We start from the raw sequence: 21,203 nt of genomic DNA on the forward strand, positions 1-21,203 counted from the left end.
TGAAGCAATACAGAATTTATGAAATTAGTAGTTGACACTCACCATTTGATGTTAGAGAATGCCGGCACAAAGAGGGTAACTATCAATTTGCTCGCTGAGCTAAAAAGAACTCCAGGAATTGAATTGATAGAACTTCAGCCCGGCTATTCTTTAAAAAAAGGAGCAAGTCTCGCAGGCAAGCTCAAAGGTCATTTTTTGCGGTTCTTTTGGGTTTATATTCATTTACCTTTCAAATGCTACACTTCTAAAGCTGACTTTTTACTATCTCCTGAGTTCAACACACCTATGTTTTGCCCTTGTCCACGGGCTGTAATTGCCCACGATGCACACATGCGGGCTCAGCGAGAGTTTACCAGCACTTTATGGTTCTATTTCTACTATGTTCCATTTATAGAAGTAGCCATCAGAAGAGCTGACTTGATATTCACCGTTTCTCAATTTGCTAAAAGGCAAATCGTTGATTTAATGCGTTTGGACCAAAGGAAAGTTCATGTAGTATATAACGGGGTCGATCAACTGTTTTTTAAAAGTGCGCCGGAGCTCAATTCAAGGCTTCCCGGTGGACTTGTTGCAAACCAGTATATTCTTTTCGTTGGCACCTTTGAAGCGAGAAAAAATATCGGAAGGCTTCTTGAAGCTTTTAGCATATTGAAAATCAAACACACGGAAGCATTTCAAAAATTAAAGTTGGCCATAGTAGGGCAGTCAGCTTCCGGCAAGTATTCAGATAGCACTAAGCAAATACTATCACTTATTAAGAGCCTAAACCTGACGAATGACGTAGTATTTTGTGGGTATGTGGCCGATGCTGAGTTGCCGATAATTTACCAAAATGCGAAGGCTGTAGCGTTTCCATCTTTGCATGAAGGGTTCGGGCTCCCTATAATTGAAGCGTTTGCAAGCAATGTACCTGTATTAACCTCCAATCTGTGTTCAATGCCAGAAATAGCTGGAGGCGCAGCCCTGTTGATAGATCCATACGAAATAGACGATATCAGCAGCAAACTAGAAAGGCTACTTTTCGATGAGGTACTTCGCCAGGTGCTAACCACCGCCGGTACTGAGAGGGTGAAGGAGTTTACGTGGGAAACATTCGGCTCAAAAGTGTTAGCAAAAATCACATCCTTTTTGAATAAAACAGATGTCAGCGCTGATACATAACAAGAAGAAAAGGCTACTGCTATATCCACTTAATGCTGTTCTGTGGCTACTTTTTCTGCCTAAGAAGGTGTTTGGCAAAAGTGTGAAGTTTAATTCCTTGCCAGCAAAAAAAATTCTCTTGGTAAGGCTAGACTATATAGGTGATGTAGTTATGACCAGCCCCTCCTTTTCATTTATAAGGCACCGGTTTCCCAACGCCAAAATCACACTATTAACTAATCCTTCAGCCAAGGCGCTTTTTAATAAAGACCCCAGGATTGACAGAATCGATACTTTTAATTGGCCCTGGGGACATTTGAGAACAAATAACCGATTCAGCTTTTCGTTACTTAAAGAATTATTAGACCTCGTTTTTCGCCTAAGGAGGGAGGAATTTGATTTGATGGTTGATTTTAGGGGAGACATGAGATTTGGGTTACTATTCGGGCTCTTTACAGGCGCAAAGGTGCTGGTGGGTAACTCAAGGTCAGGCAACAAATTCATGCTGGACTACGCATCGGAATATGATGCCTCAAAACACGAACTGGAGAGGACTTTAGATGTACTCGCCTGCTTCGGAGAGGTTCCTGTAGTGAGTCACCCTGAGATATTTCTTTCAGAAGAAGCGAAGCTTCTGGCAACCAAACATTTAGAGGAGCTTCTGGACACAAGCTCACTAAAAAAACTTGCTATAATCGCTCCGTTCTCCTCAAAAGATATCAAGTCGTGGCCGCTTCCTTACTTTGAAGTCGTTATCAAGCACCTGTTAACCCTCGGTTATAAAGTTGTTATCGTTGGAACAAGGGAAGACCAGGAGAATTCTGCATCTCTTGCGAGTTCTTTTCCTTCAAAAGTGTACTCTTTGGCGGGTAAAACAAGCCTTACTGAGCTGGCTTGGATGACCTCGATATCTACACTTGTTATTGGAGTTGACACCGGCGTTCTGCACATAGCATCTTGTTTTGACACTCCGATCGTAGCTATTTTTGGGCCAACACGATCCTGTGAATACAGGCCTTACTCCAAGTTTTCAATAGTAGTGGATAGTGGTGAATGCAGGTGCGATCAACTCACCCACGTAAAGTGTGATATTCAAGTTAATGACTATGCAAAATGCATGTTTGAACTAGGCCCAGAGGCCGTAATAAGAGCTATTCAGAGCCTATGAATCAACATTATTCTCCCCCGCATGTGGGTTGCTGGCATAAATCCTTATAATTCCGCCTCGATGAAATAAGCTTGCCACCGTCTCCAAAACCGTTGACACCGGTAGCAACACTCCAATTAAGAGATAAAGAAGAATACTTTTCTCGTTTTTCAGACTGTGAATAAGGTCTCCCTTGTAGCCCACCAAGCCCAGGCAGGTACGCAACATTCCCAAGAGGCCCACATGGGAAGAGAAGTAGCTAATTTCAACAGGATGAAGACCACAAGACTCAATTAAGGAGATGATAGAGTCTTGGCTAAAATGATTTATATGACGAGGAACGTCCAATTGCAGCCAGTTTTTGCCAGCCCACCTTGATTGCCAGCTATCTATATTCGGCACTTCCACAACTACCAGTCCTTCTCTACCCAAATTATCACCTATAAGATTCGTGAAGAGGTCTTTGGGTTTGCTTAAGTGCTCTAAAACGTGGAATAAACTTATCACATCAAAAGGAGCGCCCAGAAGTTTGCCTTTGGAATAATAGTTTGAATCTATTTCTAAGTGATAAAATTTCCTGGCAAAGTCAGCTCTTGGTTCCGACGTTTCCACTCCGTTTGTCCTGAAACCAGCCTCCTTACACAAGGAGAGGAATTTACCCTTCCCACTTCCAAAATCAAGTACTGCGGGTTCCGAACCATACCTCTTCTTAATCTTGCCAACCACTCGATTGTACTCAAAAGAAAGCATTTTGTCAAATATCGAATTTCGATTGTCAATCACTCTATACCGCTCATCCCTATAGATTCCTTCTTCAGAAACATTCACAAGAAAATAGGTGTACTTGTGATCGCATATTCTGCATGTCACTATTGTGAAATCTTCTGAAATCTTCATTCCGTTCTCCAATACCAACGCATCTGGCTTGGTTGAACACAAAGGACAGGAAGCTTGTTTCATATGGTGTTTAACTTGGGTCGAAGTAAGGGCCTTCTGTTGATCTGATAAACTGAAACACTATATCCCACCATCCACCACGATACAAAGGCGACAAAAAGATATATCTCGGCATTAGAAGTAAAAAGCGGCAAAAACAAACCCACTTTCACTGTAGCGGCTGTAAACGGGATTACTCGATCTTCTTTATAATTTGCCAGCCTATAAGCCTTAAATGAATACCGTACCGACATAAAAAGCAATAAACAGTAAAGAAAAAGCCCTAAAACACCTAACTGAACCCCAAATATGATGAATTGGTTTTCGCCGCCAACACGAAGTCCCTCCACGACACCCCGAGCATTACCACTCATAGCCAGACCTATTCCCTGGGGTGATGCAATCATGCTGTCAATTCCCTCAAACCATTCAATGGCGTGACCCAGGGTGGACGGTTCTTGAAAAGTAATTGTATCGTATACGAGATCGACTGTATCCTTTGGAGCCCAGAAATAGAAATACAAGCCAGCAAATGCCAACAACCCAACTCCCACTAAAATCATTCTGTAATACCGAAATATGATCGTAATAAATACGAGCTCGACAAAGAGCGACGCCATAGAGGCCCGTGAAAATGTTAGTGCAAGTGTAATCAGAAGCAAAACTATTAATGCGACATATTTTGCCCTTGACAGAGTGTCCGTCGCATTTAACAGTAAGATGACCGAAAGTGGGAAGGCAAGTACTACTGCACTTGCGAGCTCAAGCGGGGTAGAAAAAAAAGAGGAATACCTTTTATGTCCAGCTGCAGTTTCAAAAGTCCATGAAAGCATGTATTCACCAGTTGGTTCAATTTCATTTAAGGCTTTATTATACTGAGCATACCCCGTAGAACTATGAAAGTGCGTCCCCCTCGCAGCTTCCGCCGCAACAAAAAAGAATGCTATGAACGCCACGGAAAGTATGACGTTAGTAACTATGGTAGTATCACGCCCACTTTTCGAGAAGTTTCTCCCGAAAAAGTACATGATTCCAAGCATAAGAATGTTTTTAAAATATGCCAGCTTTTCCGGAATCCCAGCAGCTCCAAGTGGCAAAATAGCGTATGCAAAAGCAAGTAGAAGAAAGGAAATAAATACTACGTCGATGCTTAAAAGCTTATAACTCCAGGTAAAGAAATCCCTCTTAAAAAAAATAAAGGCAAGAAATGCAAACAGGACAATGAGCTCTTTTGCGTATTGGAAAACAACAACAGCTACCGTTGATCCGGTTTGCTTGTACACTAAACTTAAAATGGTAATATAGGCTGGCAGGTATAGACACATAAAAACAATCACATACTCACTATTACCCTTAAAAAGGATTTTATAAGATGAATAGGCAATGGCCAATAGTGCGGCTGAGAAAAACAACAGAAATAACATCATTGCTTATTAACTCCTGTTTTAAAAGGCGTGGTCGCTCTATCTTTCATCCAAGACCATATTCAAAGTCCTCTATGAGAAGTCTACTTAGCTTCCAACGCATGAGCAAAGAAGAACTTGACCACAAAAAATCCTGTCGAAAGTATTCCAAATACGAACATGCCTATCACGATGCCTTTATACCAACGCCATTTGTTGTTTTCGAGGTACCTCATAGGCCTGTCAATTATTTGAATAAGTGGTTGCCGATCTAAGTGATTTAATTTTGCCAGTTCGAGATTCTTCACAATTTCTGAATATGCAGCGAGTGACGATTGTAAGTCCATCTGCTTTTGCTGAATGGGCACATTCTGCGTTCGGTTCAAGGCATTATAATTCAGGGTTCTCTCGAGATCTGTTGCAATATCAAAAACCGAACTATCAAGCACCTTTTTTACGCTGTCTGCCTGATGCTGAAGCGTAGCGACAGTCTCGGTCGTCTTTCTCGTTTTACTATAAAGGTAGAACTCACTCACTTTCTTTACCAAAGTCGTATCAAAGGCTGCCGAAAAAAAAGGATCTTTAGAATTAACCTGCACACTAATAATGTTGAGCCTTCTTGACGGTTTGTTGACCGCTAGATAGCTTTTCTGCAACTTCTCAACTACCTCAATTAAAATACTGTCATGACTGGCGGTAAATTGCGAGGGGTCTACATCGAACGACAACCCCTTCAGGTGACTCTTTGACTGCCAAACTTTTTCCAATTTGGACTCCCTTGCAAATGTATTGATCAGCCTTTCCTTGCTTCCATTATGGTCTACCTCGGTCAGAAGCGTTTCTATTAACATCCGCTTCGACTTGTAGAGCTCCAAAATATTCTCTCCCTTAAATAGCCCTTCTTCATCTCCTCCGAGAGACCCAAGGCTTAGCCCAAGCGAAGAAGCTAGCCCTGACACTTGGCTTAAACTACTGGACTCCTCAAGTGCGAAGGTTGTTTGTGCTGTATAAGTCGGCTTACGCAGTGTATACAGATAGCCAAAAACACCCCCGACCAAAACAACCATGGCGATGATTTTCCATTTGCGCAGCAGATAGTTAACCAAAGCTGTTATTCGCAACAAAAGCTCCCTTAGCGAGATCTTATCTTCCTGAATGTATGGTTGGTGTTGATTTGTCATACGTCGACTCAGGTTTTAGAATTTTATCTGGGTGATTAGAAGCGCAAGAGTAGCCAATCCGCTGGTAAAGCCAATAATCTCACTTGGTTTCAAAGGTATTTTGAAAGGCTTGACAGGCACAATTACTTCTGCACCGGGTTCTACAGACGGGTAGGCACGAATAAAAAGCAATCCCCTTGTTCGGGCCACTTCGCCATTGGCATAAACTACGTACGTTCTGTTTCTCTTCGCCCTGCTATCAAAGCCCCCAGCATGATTAATAAAGTATTTGGCTGATTTACCACTCTCATAACGAACTGTAGTGGGATACAAAACCCGTCCCTTAAGCCTGACTGTTTGAAGCTGTTTGGGAATACTAATAATATCGCCTTCCTCCAGAATAAGATCGTATTTGGATCCGGGCTTGGCCATAATTTCCTCCAAATTGATCCCTATAATCTCAGTACCTTTATTTCCTCCGGCAGAAATTAGGGGGTTATTCAGACCCATCTCTGTCAAGCGTTCCCGCTTAGCGAGGCTACTTAAATCTTCATTGGCTGAGAGATCACTAGCCTTCTGATAAACTTCATCCTCAACCTTTTCAGTACGCAATGTCTCTGATTCTGTAGGGCTCTGCGAGGTCAATTCAATGTTTTCTTTAACCCCTTGCAGGCTCGCTATTTTTCTTGCTAGTTCTGGCTCATTCTCGAAAAACTCTGTTCTTCTAATTAACGTAGCACCTTTAGGATAAGCAAACTCGCTCAGCCCGCCAGCTCGCTCCACTACGTCGGATATTTTCTCATTGACATTTCGAATGGCATATTTGCCCGGGTATAACACTTCTCCGTCAACTTGTATGAATCTCTCCACCCGGTAGTTCGGATTTCGCCTGACAACAATGTGGTCAAAAGGCTCAAGATCAATTTCAGAGCCCGACGCTGAAAGACTCAAATCCTTATTAATACCCACTAAAAGTATGTCAGATATGTCCCGGGAGTTTTGATCTTTTACTCTTCTTGTGATTTCTATATTTGATTCTGAAGCTGCCTCTCTCAATCCGCTGGCTTGGGCAATCAGATCTTCTACGGTCAGGCCCTCAGAATATGGAAAATTACCTGCCTGGTTAACCTCTCCGGTAATAGTTACATAATACTCTTCCTTCAAGTCATACCTTGAAAATATGGTTACTACATCTTCTTGCCTTAATGCTATGTCTTCTGTTTTTTCGGTCAAAAGGTCAGAAAGATCAAAAGAAATTGTTTCAGTGGAAAGATCACTTTTTGTTCGTGTAATAATGGCCCTCGCCAAATGTGCGTCACCAGAGAGCCCCTCAGCTCTTTTAACAAGCTCTCTGACCGTAAGTCCGTCAGTAAGCGAATAATTGCCCGGGCGGAATACAGCGCCTTTTATTTGCACTCGATTGGCATACCTGTTCAGGATTTTCCCTACACGAAAAACATCGCCGCTTTTAGCCGTAAACAGGGAGAACTGGTCACCAAAAATATCTGCAACCGTCTTTTCTGAATCCGTATTCCTGGTCACGTTTACCCGATCCTTATAGCTCTCATCTGTAAAGCCACCTGCATAGGCCAGAACATCAGCAAAACTTTCACCGCCTCTCAGCTCAAACACTGCCGGCCGCTTCACTTCTCCCTTCACTTCCACTCTTGCCAAATACGGATCCACGATCACAACGTCCTGATCCTCCAACCGAATGTTGATTTCAGATTTTCCGCCAATTAGAAAATCATAGGCGTCTACTTCTTTTACAAGCTTATTCGAACGAAAAACTTTGATTTTTCGCAAAGTCCCATTGGTGGTAACACCCCCAGCTGCGTAGAGTGCATTGAATACCGTTGCTAATGAGCTGATAGTATAAGTACCCGGCATCCTAACTTCGCCAACCATGTTCACTTTTATAGTTCTCACAGACCCCAAAGACACGTTTAAAAAAGTGTTGGGTGTCGAACCATTCATCCCTTTGTAGGCGGTGGCCAACTTATCCTTTATTCGCTCCGTGGCTTGCTCAATCGTCAAACCATTGACAGGTAGTGGGCCAAAATTAGCTATCAACAATCTACCCTCTGCGTTTACCCTAGCTTCAAAATATTGCTCAGCTGCGCCATATATGTCAATAAATAAAACATCGCCGGGACCTATCACATAGTTACGGGGAGTTGGCAGGTTAAGGCTTGGCTCAAATGTTAATTGTGGGTTCTTATTGTTGAAAAGGGTGAAACCGAAGATTCTGTCTTCCAAGGGAAGCTCTGGCTCAACGGCATCACGGACGGGTCGGCTGATTTTTTCCCAATCATTTTGTCCTCTTACCTGACTTCCGGGATAAGAGGAGCCTCCGGTCACACGAGCAGAATTAGCTTTGCCAACACGTTGGGTAAGTTTGGTAATCTCTGATGACGGCATACCCTGCGACTGTGCTAGTTGAATCATCTGATCGGGCGTATAACCCATTGAACTCCCTCGACTCATCAGATCCATAATTTGTGAGTCGGAAAGCTCATCAACTTTAACAGTGGTGAAGTCGGGAATAGCCTGCGAGCTGGCTGGTTGATAACTGCCTACAGAGGCCAGCAAAAAGAAAATTGCCAGGAGACGGTATTTTGCGTTCGAAAAGGTCATGATACCCTTTTGCTTAGTCTGGTTTCGAGAAATAAAGCGCAAGATAGGATAATTAATTAGCTTACTAAATAGGAATACAGCCCTGACAACGAAGGCGACAGGATAGTTGGTGTACTACGAAAATAAAAAAGAGAACCTGTTAGTCCTCTTTTTTTGCTCTTGCTATGAAAAAGTGATTGAGCAATACCTCTTTGTTATACCTGAGGGGCTCGTTTGTCTTGTTGTCTATCACCGAGCCTCCTGCTGCTTCCAGTACTGCCTGCGCTGCGGCTGTGTCCCATTCCATGGTAGGGCCGAAACGTGGATAAACGTCGGCACCGCCTTCCGCCAACACCATAAACTTCAGCGAGCTGCCCATTGATACTATCTCAGGCTTATCGTATTGGTTGATAAACTCAAGCGTTTCGTCGCTCATGTGAGAACGGCTGGCCACTACTCGTACGGGGCCGGAGTATACAGACGATTTTCCTCCATCAAGCTGAGTTGTCTGGCCTTTTTCTTCCAGAAAAGCTCCCTGGCCAATAATACCCCAATGCAACTTCTCCTGCACAGGTGTGTACACCACGCCAGCCACTAGCTCCGTTCTGTTAACAAGGGCTATGTTGACTGTAAATTCACCGTTTCTCTTTATGAACTCCTTTGTGCCATCGAGAGGATCAACCAGCCAGAAATACTCCCAGCCTGATCTTTCGCTGAAATCTATCCCTTTGCCTTCTTCACTCAACACCGGGATGCCGGTGTTCTCAAGGTGTTTCATGATCACGTCATGAGCTGCCTTGTCGGCCTTAGTCAGTGGAGAATTGTCCCCTTTGGTTTCTACGCCAAAATCCTCTGTGTCGTAAATTTTGAGAATAGCCTTTCCGCCTTCTATCGCAGCTTCTTTTGCTAAACCTATCAGGTTCTTAATTTTAGTTTGCTCCATCAGATAATCATCCCCGCTGCGACAGTTTCGTTGGTAGCCTCGTCAACCAAAATGATACTACCAGTATTTCTGTTCCTTCTGTATGAATCCACCAGAAGCGGCTTTGTTGTTCTTAACTGCACCCTCGCTATTTCATTCATTTTGATGTCCTTATCATCTTCGATGCGGTGCAGGTTACTGATATTAACCTTGTATTGCACCTCTTTGATGATGGCCTTTACCTCATTGCTGGTGTGGAACAAAGTATATTTGGCCCTTGGCAGAGGTCCTTTATTGTTCATCCAGCAAAGCATTACATCTATGTCCTGCACCGCCTTGGGTTGATTGTTGTCCCGAACGATCATATCTCCCCTGCTGATATCAATTTCATCTTCAAGAGTGATGGTTACCGACATTGGAGGAAACGCTTCTGCGATTGGGCCATCTGCCGTGTCGATAGATTTGATTTTTGAGGTGAGGCCTGAAGGCAAGACTGTCACTGAGTCGCCAGGTTTGAAAATACCACCAGATACCCTGCCCGCATAGCCCCTGTAGTCATGATACTCGTCAGAATGGGGACGGATAACTGTTTGCACAGGGAAACGGCAGTCAATATGATTTTCATCGCTGGCGATGTGGATGGTTTCAAGTTCATGAAGCAACGTGCCACCCTGGAACCAGGGCGTTTTCTCTGACTTGTTCACCACGTTGTCGCCATGGAGGGCACTAATGGGAATAAACCTGATGTCTTTCACATCAAGTTTGGCCGCAAAGTCTTCATACTGCTTCACTACCTTGTCGTAGGCTTCCTCAGAGTAGTCGACGAGATCCATTTTGTTCACACACACAATAATGTGGGGGATTTGCAGGAGGGAAGCAATGAAGCTGTGGCGGCAGGTTTGCTCAATCACCCCTTTTCGGGCATCCACCAGAATAAGCGCCAGGTTGGCGGTAGACGCACCAGTCACCATGTTACGGGTGTACTGAATATGCCCAGGCGTGTCGGCAATAATAAATTTCCTTTTTGGTGTAGCAAAGTACCTGTAGGCTACGTCTATCGTGATTCCCTGCTCTCTTTCGTCCTTCAAGCCGTCGGTCAAAAGCGAAAGATCCACGTGACCAAGTCCCTTTTTCTTGCTGGAGTTCTCCACTGAAAGCAGCTGGTCTTCAAAAATTGATTTTGAGTCAAAAAGCAGCCTTCCGATCAAGGTACTTTTCCCGTCGTCCACACTTCCGGCTGTAGTAAACCGGAGCAGTTCCATGTCCAAATATCCGTCTGACATTATCTTCTAATTAAAAATAGCCTTCTTTCTTTCTGTCTTCCATAGCGGTTTCAGATCGTTTGTCATCCGATCTGTTGCCTCTTTCTGTTTGCCTTAGCGCCGACACCTCAAATACGATCTTCTCCAGCGTGTCAGCATCAGATTCTATGCCGCCGGTGATAGTGATATCGCCCAGCGTTCTGAACCTGATCTTCTTCTTTTCAATTTTTTCCCCTTCACGAAGCTGCGTGAACTCTGACTTGGGCAACCAGGTGCCGTCACGTCTTATTACCTCTCTTTCATGGGCAATGTAGAGCGACGGTATATCGATGTTTTCTGACAAAATATATTGCCAAACGTCCATTTCAGTCCAGTTGCTTATAGGGAACACCCTGAAGTGCTCTCCCTGGTTTTTCTTGCCGTTGAAGAGGTTCCAAAGTTCCGGGCGTTGATTTTTCGGATCCCACTGACCAAATTCATCTCTATGTGAGAAGAAACGCTCCTTGGCACGGGCCTTTTCCTCATCTCTTCTGGCACCTCCCATCAGGGCATCAAACTTATTTTCCTCGATGGAGTCCAGCAGAGTTGTAATCTGCAGCCAGTTGCGGCTAGCATTTTTTCCGGTTTCTTCACGAACCCGACCAGCATCTATAGACTTTTGCACTGAAGCCACAACTAAATTGACCCCCAGCTCTTTTACAAGGTTGTCCCTAAAGTCAATCGTTTCTGGGAAATTGTGACCCGTGTCGATGTGAACGAGGGGAAATGGGATTTTGGCCGGCCAGAAAGCCTTCCTGGCCAAATGGGTAACCACTATGGAGTCTTTCCCTCCGGAGAAAAGAATCCCGGGGTTTTCAAATTGAGCAAAAACCTCTCTGATGATAAAGATGGATTCTGCTTCCAGTTCCTTCAGGTGAGTAAGATTGTACCTCGCCATTAATTTTTAATTTTTTTCAAAACTACTTCCAAAATCTTTTTTGTGCACACTTCCAACGACTCTTCGTTGGTTTTTACTACTACATCTGCATTTTTGGGCTGCTCGAAAGGCGAGTCGATCCCGGTAAAATTTTTAATCTTCCCTTCCCTGGCCTTTTTGTAAAGCCCTTTCACATCTCTTTGCTCACACACCTCCAGAGGGCAGTCGACAAACACTTCTATAAAGTTATCCGCCCCAGCCAAGTCTTTAGCTTGCTTTCGGTCATCAATAAACGGCGAGATGAATGCCGTGAGTACAATAGTGCCCGAATCGATGAAAAGCTTCGACACCTCACCAATGCGGCGGATGTTCTCCTTCCGAGCCTCATCACCAAAATCCAGGTCTTTGTTTAGACCCGACCGAATATTGTCACCGTCGAGAATATAAGTGTTGAGCCCCTGGGTAAATAAGGCCTTCTCTACCTCACTTGCCAGCGTTGATTTGCCGGAACCTGACAAACCAGTCAACCAAACCAGCACGGGTCGGTAGCCATTTCGCTCTACTCTGTCAACATGAGTGATACTGTGCTTGTGCGGAATTATATTTTCTGAAACGGAATCAGCAGACATATTTGAAGCCGGAAAAATGAATTAACTATATTCTCTATTGGGTTAGTATAGAATTGAGGCACAAAGATAATTGAAGGTTTCCCGAAAACAAGATGAAAACCCCCATAAACCAATAAAGGGCCATGAAGGCCCTCTATCAATGCTTATCAATGTAAATGTGTTACAATCTTCGAAGAAGTATGTCTCCACTGATCGACTTGAGCTGAAGATTCTTCCCTCCGTTGTTCAGTTTGGCGTCCAGCTTTACGCCGACAATCTCTTTCAACCCTTTCCCACCATCAAGGTATTCGAACGTCAGGTCGCTATAGATGTCGCCAGAAATGGTTGACGCCTTCAACGAAATGTTTTGAGACGCTGGCAGCTTAATGTCCACATCGCCGGAAATGGTCTCAAGAGACAGCTCACCACCGTCGAAAGTGGTTTCAATGTCGGCGCTGATGCTTTTCACACCAATATCGACCCCTTTTGGTAACCACACCTCCACTGTCATAGTGGGGGTGGAGCAGTAGCAGTTTTCACGACCGCCTCTTTGCTTTTTCCAGTAGTCTTCAAACTGTTGTTTCTTCATGTAGATGCTCACCGCCGAGGTAGTATTGTCCACACTAATTGTAAACTCCGGGGTGGGCCAGTCTTCCTTTTCCTCCACGCTCAAAACTGCTTTTGCCTCCTGTTGATCCCAGTGATTAATCTTGATCACCGACGAGAAATCAAACTCCAGGTATATCTTCTGGCCAGCCTTCACCGGGCTACTTGCCTCGGTGGTGTATTGGGCCAGGAGGGAGGTCACGCTTCCCAGAAGCATGACCAAACCCATTGCTATGGCTTTCATGGCTGAATTATTTTTTCCTTAGAAAAATATCACCACTTACTGCCCTGAGCGATATCTCCACGCCGCCACCGTTGAAGGTTGGGTTGGCATTCATGCCTCCCCACGACTTGAGACCTTCCTTTTCAGCAAACTTCAAATCCAGGTCAGTATAGATTTCACCGGAAACCACGCTTAGCTTAAAGTTAACTTTGGCATCCGAGGGCATGGTAATATCAATATCGCCGCTCGTGGCTGCCAGTGAAGTGGGTTTGGTGGCATTCAGCTTGCCGAAAACAACGTTTATGTCTCCACTTACCGTGTTTGCCACTATAGGGCCTGACACATCACTCAGGATAATGTCAGAGTTTTTCGACTGTACGTTGATTTCGCCACTAAGGCCTTTGACTACAAAGTCACCTCCTCCGTGCCATGATTCTTGCTCATAGGAGAGCCCCATCGCCGTTGGCATTTTTATGATGTAATCAGAGTCGCTGGCCGCCTTGCCTGCCCCTGAAAGCGAGATAACATTTCCTTCTGTCTTAATATTTAACCCTATCTCCGTGTTGTCGGGCCCGGTAGCTGAAAGCGGCTTCAGTCCTTTCGCTTTTTCAGGAATCCCTTCATAGTCAAGGGCTGTAATGACCAGTTCCGTGCCGGAATAAGCCTCAAAAGTAATATCGGTTTGAAGGTTTGACACTTTTAGGGTGTACTGCTCTGGAGAGCCAGGAACCTTAAATTTGAATTCCTTGGTTTGGCCTTCCCTTTCACCGAATCGATTCATGTCTCTTCTGTCAACCTTGGCTAACCTCGCCAGTTCCTGAGATTTTGCCGGAAGCTGGCTAACCATCGTCAGAGCCAGTGCTGCTGTAAATAATTTGATTGTTTTCATTGTCCTTTATGTTTTACGCTTATCAATTATTGAATGCTTTATATCAAAACTTCTATGCCCAACTGGGCTTGTTTTCTCACTTCAGGTAGCGTCTCTGTGTTGTCAATCAGCGATTTCAACTTGTTCACCGCACTCTTTTCTTCGAGTTCCACCATCATGTTGATGAGGGAAATTTGAACAATCGGCTCCGTCTGAAATTCCAGGGAGCGCACCAGCTCGGCTCTCACGGTGCTGTTGACAGTCGCAAACTTCTGCAAAGCATTGGCTGCCGCAAGCCGCACATTGGGGCTGGCATCAGTATTCAGTGTGGTTACCAGAGCTTCAATCAGCTTCGGGTCAACTTTGTTGTAGCTTTCCACCTGGCTTACGGCTTGTATCCGTTCGCTTGGATATTGCGCCTTTAGGTTCGCCAGCATGAGCATTTCTTTTATTTCGCTAATCTCCTCCTTCATTTCGGCTACCTGGTTGTTGTCGGCAACCGGAGAATCGCCTTTGTTGCCCCACCAATAACCAACTGCCAGCAGCATTACCGCCGCCGCTACCCTCGAAATGGCTTGCCAGGAGAAGAAAAAGACCTGCCTTGCTTTCGGACTTGAATGCAAGCCTTTCTTCTCCTCCTCAATCATGGCAAACACATCCTTTTTGAGTTTTTGGCCCGGTTGAGCTGGCTTCACCAGAGAAAATTCTTGCTCCAGCTGCAATTCCTGCTCATAGGCCTGTCTACAACTTGCACACTCATCAAGGTGAAGCTTCACTGCCTCCTCGTGATTTTTTGAAAGCATTCCGCCGATGTATTCCGGCAAAAGCTCCTCTATATGTTTCTTAGTTTTCTGCATGATTGAAATATATTTCTCTCAGTTGCTGGATGGCCCGGTGCATTTGCACTTTGATATTGCCAACCGTCGTATTTCTTATTTCTGCTATCTCTTCGTACTTCATTCCTTCCAGTTTACCGAGCACTATCAGCTCCCTTTTTTCCTCCGGCATTTTGTCGAGCGCCTGGAAAAGTACCGACTCCCGCTCCCTGGTTATTTCGTCTTCCTCATCGCTATGATGCAGGTCGGCGACATTCTCCACTTTCTTAAAGTCGTCGGTGAGCTGCTTGTTCTTTCGGTAGTGATCGTGGTGCACATTGCGGGCCATTTGATACACCCAGGTTTTGAATTTGTACTCGGGGTTAAACGACTTGCGGTATTTCATCAGCCGTATGAACACGTTCTGCACCAAATCGTCACTTACATCCTGATCGAATGTCATGCGGAGAAAGAAATTGTACAGCCTCACCTGATACCGCTCAAACAGGTCCTTCAGATAGTCCAGGTCATCGTTTTGCACCTGAATCATCAGCCACTCGTCCGTTATCATCTCCACAGTTTTGGTCAGGCGATTTTGCAAGCTTTTCCGATCGATTTGGTTTGGTTACCAAAAAAGGTACGGAAGGTTACAGGAGGGAAAAAGATTTATTTGGGAAAGTTCGAAATGCCGAAGTAGAAAGGGCTGTGGAAATCAAACAGGTTAGGAGGAGGCGGTGCTCAGTATAGGTTAATGTGTAAGTTTTTGAAAGAACATCAAACGGGAAATAGCCCTTATTTTCTCAGTAGACATATTTCAGAAAGGTGTGAAGACACACCTATAGACTGATAGGGGTTTTGGTTGAGTGACTCTTGTCTAACCAGGCTCTGGGTTATGATTTTCCATTCAAAAACGCCAGAGCCTATTCTCTTTTGGTACAAGGCATTAAACTTCCTTTAAAACAACCTCTTAAACAGCTTCGTAAACTTCAGCATCTCGTTCAGGTCGCTCACTTTGATTTTGCCCATCATAAAGGCCATTTCGGCGCTACGTTTGCCCAGCTCAATTTCTTCATACACTACGTCGCTTGTTTTTATTGTGCATTTTGCCTCGCCCTCCAATCCCTGACTTACACGGCAGGAACCTTTCTCGATCACAGCGGTAAATTGCCCGCCGTTCTTTCCTTCGATATCAAAATGAAATATCGTTTCAAATCCTTCCTCCAATTTTTCAGGCCTGAAGCGATCCTGCAATGACAAAACTATTTCCCGTGCTATCTCTGGTTTGGTTTCCATGGTTTCTTGTAGGTATCTAATGCTATTTGTCTTTCTTATATAAATTCTCTCCAATGGTTCAAGCGTCCGCTTGAACCTTATCGGCACCAGCGTCCGCTGAAATCTCTGTCTTTCGTGCCACCAGCTTGGCTTCCGCCGCAAGCCTTTTTTCCAACCCTCCAAGGGGTTTTGAACCCTTGGAGGGTTTTTAATAAGACTTCTATAGTCTAAGCGAGACGCTTGAACAATCTGCCGTATCTGCTAATAGAACTTCTTCCCGTTCCCAGCCTGCTTCACCAGCAATTCGGCCGGCTTAAACCTGGCTCCTATTTCTTTCTCCAGCTGAGTCATCTTCTCAACAATAGTTTTGGCTCCTTTGGCGTCGATGTACCGGAACGGACCACCCAGAAAAGGCGGGAAGCCTAATCCAAAAACCGCTCCGATGTCTCCATCTCTTGGCTCTTTCAATATGCCTTCCTGCAGGCAATAAATCGCCTCATTGATCATAATCAATGACAACCTATCCTGTATTTCGGAATCTTTAAAGGCTTTGCTTCCCCGGCTTTCTATGAACCGCAACGCCTCCTCATTCACTTTGCCCCTCAGTTTCTTACCTGTCTTTTCATCGTACTGTAAAAAACCCTTTCGGTTCTTGCGGCCCTTAAAGCCTGCTTCGGCAAGTTTGTTCAGTAGGTTGGAGCTCTTCGCTCCCCGCTTGTTGAAGAAAGCTTCCAAATCGCCTTTATTGATATGAGCGCCAACGTCAATCCCTACTTCATCAATCAAGGTGATCGGCCCAACGGGAAACCCGAATTTTTTCATTGCCTTGTCCATCTGCAAAGGATCGGCCCCTTCCTGCATGAGCAACAGCGCTTCATTGATGAATGGCGCCAGGATTCGGGTAGTGTAGAAGCCTGGGCCGTCTTTCACTACGATACAGGTTTTGCCCTGCTTCACACCTACTTCCAGCGCTGTGGCAGTTACCCAATCAGCTGTTTTACCCGTAACAACTATCTCCAGCAGGGGCATTTTAGGCACTGGGGAAAAGTAATGCATGCCAATGACTGTCTCCGGCCGGGAGGAGGCCTCTGCGATTTTAGTAATAGGCAATGCCGACGTATTCGAAGCGAAGACACATTCCTTGCGCAGAGTGGCTTCGGTCTCTTTCAGCACTTTGTGTTTGATGTTAATGTCTTCAAAAACCGCCTCAATGATCACATCCGCCTTGTGGAAACCCTCGTAAGTAGTCGTGGTGTGTACTTTGTTGATGATAGTTTCGGCGTCCGCTTTGGTGATGGCTCTTGTTTTCACCTTTTTCATCAGCACCAACCAGATGTTCTTTTTGGCCTGGGCCAATGCTGGCTCCTGTAAGTCTTTCAACAAAATATCGGTGCCGTTTTGAACGGTGACTTCCGCTATGCCTTCGCCCATGAGGCCAGCGCCCAAAACTCCTAAAGTTTTCACTGGCCTGGCAAGCTCTTTCATCGGGTTTTTGCGCAGCGCATTCATGGCAAAGAAAATGTTGATCAGCTGAAATGCCTCGGGCGACTGAAGCAGTTGATCAAACAGTTCAGTCTCTTTTTCGGCAGCCTGCTCCCGGGTATGGCTCAATCCGTATTTAACTGCCTCGAGTATTTTATAAGGAGCAGGGTAGTTGCCGTTAGTTTGGCGAAGCATCATTTTTGTTGCCTGGCTGAAAATGATGCCCCTGGTCAGCGGATTGCTTTCCAGAATTTTGGAAGCCAGGGGCACTTTGATTTTCCTCCTGAACTGGCCTGCAGCCAACTTTCTTGCGAGTTTGATCGCCGCATCCAGCAGCTTCGGTTGAAAGACCAGCTCATCAACCAGTCCCATTTTCAATGCCGGAAAGGCGTAGACATTTCTTCCTGTCAGAATGATACTAAGGGCATTCTGCACACCTACGAGTTTTGGGAGTCGGTAAGTGCCTCCCAGGCCGGGAAGCAATCCTAGCTTCACTTCTGGCAAAGCCATCATAGTGCTGCTGTGATTACTTGCCACTCGTCCGGCGCAAGCCAGGCTGATTTCCAGGCCCCCACCCATGCATGCACCATGAATGGCAGCCACACAAGGTTTTTTGGAGTCTTCCAGATCACGCAGCATAGCATGGCCTGCCTGCGCTGTTGCTTTCGATTCACCAGGCTTCATTTGCAAAAACTTCTCTATGTCAGCACCAGCCATAAAACCCTTCTTCCGGCTTATCAGCACAGAGACTTTAAGCTCTGTGTCTGCCTCAATCTGCTGCATTACCTCCCGAAACTGCGCTTCAGTGTCAATCGATATCTTGTTCCACTCTTCTCCGGGCAAATCCATCCAGATCACGCCTACTTCGTCGTGTTTTTCAAGAGTCAGAAAGGAGTTTTGTGCTTTTGAGGCCATGATAAAGTGAATTAATAATCGCCTGGAAACGCTCCCAGAGCTTTAGTATGCATGCAGAGTAAATATAGGCGATTATTTAGGATTATGTAAGGCAAATAAACACGAAGTTCTCTATTGGCTGATCGCCTTTTGTTGCGTGCTATCTTTTCGTATTTCCTGCAGCCTTATTTCGGCCATGCCCCTCACCTGAATAATCATTTGAAGGTCTTTGGAAGTGATAAGAGTAGCTATTGGCATAATCTCCCATGAATCAATATATACCTCCAGTTTTTCTGCCAGCTTTCCCTTTTCTATCCCGCTTGTGATGAGCATGGGGATCATGTCGGCATAAGGCTGGAGTTCATAGGTAAGCTGCTTTTCAACCATCGTCTTTATGGAGCTATGGAGAAGCCAATCAGCAGAAGCCAGAACGGCATCATCAGAATCTACCACAAAGTCAAAGTCTTCTATCTTAAAACTTTTCGATGTTCTGTCAATCACTGGCTTTCCCTGAAGATAGACATCGCCCCTCACATCGCCTGTCAACCCCAGCTTCACGGCCAAGCCATCCTTCGTGCCGTATACCTCTACATCCTTGATTTGCGCAGAATAACCTGCCGAATCGATCCTCAGCCCCACCAGCTTTTTTCTGCTGTATTTGTTGACCAGGTCAAACGGAAGCGTACACAGTACGCTTGCCACCAGGCTATCCTGATGGTCTGTTTGAAAACTAAACTCAGGTAATGGCACAGGCGAAACTGTCAGGTCATCTCCTTCCACGAGGGTTGATATTTGAGCCGTTAATTCCGCTTGGGCAGTAATTTGTCGTTCAGGGCCACGGGTCCACCTTGCTTTCAGCGTCTCGGCTTTGGCCAGCAGCCAAATCCTTGGCTCATCCTTTTTTAGTCGGATCGGTTGCTGCAAGTCGCTCCAGATTTTTTCAATGATTTTCCTTGTGTCAATGGTCTCTTTCATAAAACCATCCAGCTTCAGTGTAAGGCTGTCTTGGTGGTCGTTCAGCGCTTTCTCGACAGGTTTTCGGAAATTGATGGTCGCAATCCCGAGATTCATCACTGGGTCGCTTTTCCAGACTATCTCGTCAATAACAGTTTTGGGCCTGATGCTCCAGTCTTTTTCAAAACCAAGCTCCGTCTTAAAGAGTAGTTCCAATTCAAATTCTATCGGCGTTTGATTTTGGATTTTCACACCCAAAATATTCTTCATGTATTGACCTGAAACTTTCAGATGAGCCCGATAGCGAAGGTCTGGTGCTTTCCAGGTCAATATTATAGGCTGTTGCTTAGTAAGCTCAAAGTAAAGACTGTCGTTTGTATTGACCGCTACCCTCTTTCTCAGAAAGGTGCCATCGATTTTTTCGTTGATAAGGGCTTCTACCTTATCCAGGCTAAAGCTGAGAGGGATGGTCAGTCTTGAAACCGGCGGAGCAAGCGTTGAGTCGAGTGTTGTTCTTTCCGGAGCGTCGGTTTTTGCTTTCTTGCAGGAAGCAAGGGCCAAAGCCAAAGCGACGGTAACGGCGAGGCATTTTAAGATATGCATTAGATCTTCTCTAGAATCATCCCATGACCATGCGCTCCGGCAGCGCATGCCGCCAGCAAGGCCAGTTTGCCTTCCTCCCTCTTCAATCTGTTCATGGCAGTAGTTACCAATCTCGCTCCAGTGGCACCAAAAGGGTGACCCAAAGATAGTGAGCCTCCGTGAATATTAAATTTATCCATGTTTATCTCGCCAGCTTTTGCAGTCAACCCCATCTTCTCCTTTGCAAATTGGTCGGAATTCAATGCTTTGAGATTGGTGACAATCTGAGACGCAAAGGCCTCGTGAAACTCTATAACATCCAAGTCTTTCAAGGTGAGGTTCTGTCGGTGCAGCAGTTTGTAGGTGGCATATGCCGGGCCAAGCAGAAGCTCTTCATTGGGGTCCTGACCAGTGAACAGATAGTCTCTGATTTGAACCGATGTGTCGTAGCCCAGGGCTTTGGCTTTTTCTTCGCTCATGAGCAACACAACTGCGGCACCATCTGTGAGGAAGGAAGCATTGCCGGCCGTTATTGTTCCGTTCTTTTTGTCGAAAGCTGGTCGCAGCTTTGCTAGCTTCTCAACCGTTGTATCTGCCCGATAGGTATTGTCTTCCTTAATTGCCTCAAACGATGGCGGAAACTCTGCGGGAGTAATCTCACTGGCCAATATCCCTTCCTCAGCGGCTCTTGCAGCTAACTGGTGCGACCGGGCTGCAAATTCATCCTGCTCTTCCCGGGTAACACCAAATCGGGTGCCCATCAGTTCGCAGTCCTGACCCATAGTGCGCCCGGTGGAGTATTCTGCGATTTGGGGTACCTCTGGTTTGAAATCTGACGGACGGAGAGACAACACAAACTTCAGCCATTCACCGGTCGAGCGAATCTTCTGAGAAGCGAAGAGCTTGGTTCTCATTTTCTTGGGAAAGCCTATCGGAATATCCGACACGCAGTCGGTTCCACCCGCAACAACCACATCGGCATGACTAAGCCTGATCAGGTCAGCTCCCTGGGCAATAGCCTGGTTGGCGGAAATGCAAGCCTGGGAAACGGTATGTGCCGGTGTGGTAAAAGGAATACCGCCAGTGAGGGCGCACTCTCTGGCCACATTGGATGTCACAATATTGTGGACGACCGTGCCCATGATCACCCTTTCAACCTGTGCCGCATCAAGAGACGTTTTTTTCAAAAGGCCAGAAATTGCTACTGCACCCAGTTGATAGGCCATAAGATCCCGATAGCCTGTGCCCGACTTCAGAAAAGGCGTTCGGGTGCCGTCAACTACTACTACTTTTCTTCCGACATATGATTGCTTTGCCATATCTGGGGCTGTTTAATTGGATATAATTATACAAAAAAACCCTCAGGACAATAAACATCCCGAGGGTTTGAAACGTCT

At 45.4% G+C, this 21,203-nt stretch carries 18 protein-coding genes; 2 read left to right on the top strand and 16 right to left on the bottom strand.

Annotated features, from left to right (window positions below):
* Positions 1-18: 18 nt before the first annotated feature.
* Positions 19-1,161 (top strand): glycosyltransferase family 1 protein, encoded by a 1,143-nt coding sequence (locus AAC052_RS11645; protein ID WP_339813415.1) that lies wholly within the window; start codon positions 19-21, stop codon positions 1,159-1,161.
* Complete coding sequence (locus AAC052_RS11650; protein WP_317489040.1) at positions 1,142-2,308, top strand: glycosyltransferase family 9 protein; 1,167 nt, start codon at positions 1,142-1,144, stop codon at positions 2,306-2,308. The genes AAC052_RS11645 and AAC052_RS11650 overlap by 20 nt, the downstream gene beginning before the upstream one ends.
* Here AAC052_RS11650 and AAC052_RS11655 read toward each other — a convergent pair.
* The 16 genes from AAC052_RS11655 to AAC052_RS11730 all read right to left on the bottom strand — a co-directional run bounded on the left by AAC052_RS11655 (position 2,303) and on the right by AAC052_RS11730 (position 21,125).
* Entirely contained in the window at positions 2,303-3,247 is a 945-nt protein-coding gene (locus tag AAC052_RS11655) for a class I SAM-dependent methyltransferase (protein WP_339813420.1), read from the bottom strand. The genes AAC052_RS11650 and AAC052_RS11655 overlap by 6 nt on opposite strands.
* Positions 3,244-4,650 carry an O-antigen ligase domain-containing protein gene (locus AAC052_RS11660; RefSeq protein WP_339813421.1) on the bottom strand — a complete coding sequence of 469 codons (1,407 nt, stop codon included), beginning with the start codon at positions 4,648-4,650 and terminating at the stop codon, positions 3,244-3,246. The genes AAC052_RS11655 and AAC052_RS11660 overlap by 4 nt, the downstream gene beginning before the upstream one ends.
* 80 nt (positions 4,651-4,730) lie before the next feature.
* The gene (locus AAC052_RS11665) at positions 4,731-5,807 is read right to left on the bottom strand and encodes an exopolysaccharide biosynthesis protein (RefSeq protein WP_339813422.1); all 1,077 of its coding nucleotides are present in this window, start codon (positions 5,805-5,807) and stop codon (positions 4,731-4,733) included.
* Positions 5,808-5,822: 15 nt separating this feature from the next.
* Entirely contained in the window at positions 5,823-8,423 is a 2,601-nt protein-coding gene (locus AAC052_RS11670; protein WP_317489045.1) for an SLBB domain-containing protein, read from the bottom strand.
* A 139-nt stretch (positions 8,424-8,562) separates the two neighbouring features.
* The gene (gene cysQ / locus AAC052_RS11675) at positions 8,563-9,345 is read right to left on the bottom strand and encodes a 3'(2'),5'-bisphosphate nucleotidase CysQ (RefSeq protein WP_317489046.1); all 783 of its coding nucleotides are present in this window, start codon (positions 9,343-9,345) and stop codon (positions 8,563-8,565) included.
* Positions 9,345-10,607, bottom strand: a complete 1,263-nt coding sequence (gene cysN, locus AAC052_RS11680; protein WP_339813424.1) for a sulfate adenylyltransferase subunit CysN — start codon at positions 10,605-10,607, stop codon at positions 9,345-9,347. Before cysN ends, cysQ begins: the two co-directional genes overlap by 1 nt.
* Positions 10,608-10,617: 10 nt before the next feature.
* Entirely contained in the window at positions 10,618-11,523 is a 906-nt protein-coding gene (cysD, locus tag AAC052_RS11685) for a sulfate adenylyltransferase subunit CysD (RefSeq protein ID WP_152001311.1), read from the bottom strand.
* On the bottom strand, positions 11,523-12,131 hold the full coding sequence (cysC, locus tag AAC052_RS11690; protein WP_317489048.1) for an adenylyl-sulfate kinase: 609 nt from the start codon (positions 12,129-12,131) through the stop codon (positions 11,523-11,525). The genes cysD and cysC overlap by 1 nt, the downstream gene beginning before the upstream one ends.
* 160 nt (positions 12,132-12,291) lie before the next feature.
* Positions 12,292-12,960 (bottom strand): DUF4097 family beta strand repeat-containing protein, encoded by a 669-nt coding sequence (locus AAC052_RS11695; protein ID WP_339813426.1) that lies wholly within the window; start codon positions 12,958-12,960, stop codon positions 12,292-12,294.
* A gap of 7 nt (positions 12,961-12,967) precedes the next feature.
* Complete coding sequence (locus AAC052_RS11700; RefSeq protein WP_317489050.1) at positions 12,968-13,828, bottom strand: DUF4097 family beta strand repeat-containing protein; 861 nt, start codon at positions 13,826-13,828, stop codon at positions 12,968-12,970.
* Between the two features lie 38 nt (positions 13,829-13,866).
* Positions 13,867-14,664, bottom strand: coding sequence for a zf-HC2 domain-containing protein (locus AAC052_RS11705; protein ID WP_339813428.1), 798 nt, complete (start codon positions 14,662-14,664; stop codon positions 13,867-13,869).
* Complete coding sequence (locus AAC052_RS11710) at positions 14,651-15,193, bottom strand: sigma-70 family RNA polymerase sigma factor (protein WP_339813431.1); 543 nt, start codon at positions 15,191-15,193, stop codon at positions 14,651-14,653. Before AAC052_RS11710 ends, AAC052_RS11705 begins: the two co-directional genes overlap by 14 nt.
* 383 nt (positions 15,194-15,576) lie before the next feature.
* Positions 15,577-15,915 carry an SCP2 sterol-binding domain-containing protein gene (locus AAC052_RS11715; protein ID WP_317489054.1) on the bottom strand — a complete coding sequence of 113 codons (339 nt, stop codon included), beginning with the start codon at positions 15,913-15,915 and terminating at the stop codon, positions 15,577-15,579.
* Positions 15,916-16,155: 240 nt separating this feature from the next.
* Positions 16,156-18,291, bottom strand: coding sequence for a 3-hydroxyacyl-CoA dehydrogenase NAD-binding domain-containing protein (locus tag AAC052_RS11720; protein WP_339813433.1), 2,136 nt, complete (start codon positions 18,289-18,291; stop codon positions 16,156-16,158).
* 111 nt (positions 18,292-18,402) lie between these two features.
* On the bottom strand, positions 18,403-19,827 hold the full coding sequence (locus tag AAC052_RS11725; protein WP_339813434.1) for a DUF4403 family protein: 1,425 nt from the start codon (positions 19,825-19,827) through the stop codon (positions 18,403-18,405).
* Positions 19,827-21,125: an acetyl-CoA C-acyltransferase gene (locus AAC052_RS11730; protein WP_339813435.1), complete on the bottom strand. Its 1,299-nt coding sequence runs from the start codon at positions 21,123-21,125 to the stop codon at positions 19,827-19,829. The genes AAC052_RS11725 and AAC052_RS11730 overlap by 1 nt, the downstream gene beginning before the upstream one ends.
* Positions 21,126-21,203 lie beyond the last annotated feature (78 nt).

The sequence above is a fragment of the uncultured Imperialibacter sp. genome (assembly GCF_963974565.1).
Lineage (GTDB): Bacteria > Bacteroidota > Bacteroidia > Cytophagales > Cyclobacteriaceae > Imperialibacter > Imperialibacter roseus.

Excerpts from the sequence above, each read along its gene's own strand:
- AAC052_RS11645 (WP_339813415.1), top strand. The coding sequence starts at position 19 with ATGAAATTAGTAGTTGACACTCACCATTTGATGTTAGAGAATGCCGGC.
- AAC052_RS11650 (WP_317489040.1), top strand. The coding sequence starts at position 1,142 with ATGTCAGCGCTGATACATAACAAGAAGAAAAGGCTACTGCTATATCCA.
- AAC052_RS11655 (WP_339813420.1), bottom strand. The coding sequence starts at position 3,247 with ATGAAACAAGCTTCCTGTCCTTTGTGTTCAACCAAGCCAGATGCGTTG.
- AAC052_RS11660 (WP_339813421.1), bottom strand. The coding sequence starts at position 4,650 with ATGATGTTATTTCTGTTGTTTTTCTCAGCCGCACTATTGGCCATTGCC.
- AAC052_RS11665 (WP_339813422.1), bottom strand. The coding sequence starts at position 5,807 with ATGACAAATCAACACCAACCATACATTCAGGAAGATAAGATCTCGCTA.
- AAC052_RS11670 (WP_317489045.1), bottom strand. The coding sequence starts at position 8,423 with ATGACCTTTTCGAACGCAAAATACCGTCTCCTGGCAATTTTCTTTTTG.
- cysQ (WP_317489046.1), bottom strand. The coding sequence starts at position 9,345 with ATGGAGCAAACTAAAATTAAGAACCTGATAGGTTTAGCAAAAGAAGCT.
- cysN (WP_339813424.1), bottom strand. The coding sequence starts at position 10,607 with ATGTCAGACGGATATTTGGACATGGAACTGCTCCGGTTTACTACAGCC.
- cysD (WP_152001311.1), bottom strand. The coding sequence starts at position 11,523 with ATGGCGAGGTACAATCTTACTCACCTGAAGGAACTGGAAGCAGAATCC.
- cysC (WP_317489048.1), bottom strand. The coding sequence starts at position 12,131 with ATGTCTGCTGATTCCGTTTCAGAAAATATAATTCCGCACAAGCACAGT.
- AAC052_RS11695 (WP_339813426.1), bottom strand. The coding sequence starts at position 12,960 with ATGAAAGCCATAGCAATGGGTTTGGTCATGCTTCTGGGAAGCGTGACC.
- AAC052_RS11700 (WP_317489050.1), bottom strand. The coding sequence starts at position 13,828 with ATGAAAACAATCAAATTATTTACAGCAGCACTGGCTCTGACGATGGTT.
- AAC052_RS11705 (WP_339813428.1), bottom strand. The coding sequence starts at position 14,664 with ATGCAGAAAACTAAGAAACATATAGAGGAGCTTTTGCCGGAATACATC.
- AAC052_RS11710 (WP_339813431.1), bottom strand. The coding sequence starts at position 15,193 with ATGATAACGGACGAGTGGCTGATGATTCAGGTGCAAAACGATGACCTG.
- AAC052_RS11715 (WP_317489054.1), bottom strand. The coding sequence starts at position 15,915 with ATGGAAACCAAACCAGAGATAGCACGGGAAATAGTTTTGTCATTGCAG.
- AAC052_RS11720 (WP_339813433.1), bottom strand. The coding sequence starts at position 18,291 with ATGGCCTCAAAAGCACAAAACTCCTTTCTGACTCTTGAAAAACACGAC.
- AAC052_RS11725 (WP_339813434.1), bottom strand. The coding sequence starts at position 19,827 with ATGCATATCTTAAAATGCCTCGCCGTTACCGTCGCTTTGGCTTTGGCC.
- AAC052_RS11730 (WP_339813435.1), bottom strand. The coding sequence starts at position 21,125 with ATGGCAAAGCAATCATATGTCGGAAGAAAAGTAGTAGTAGTTGACGGC.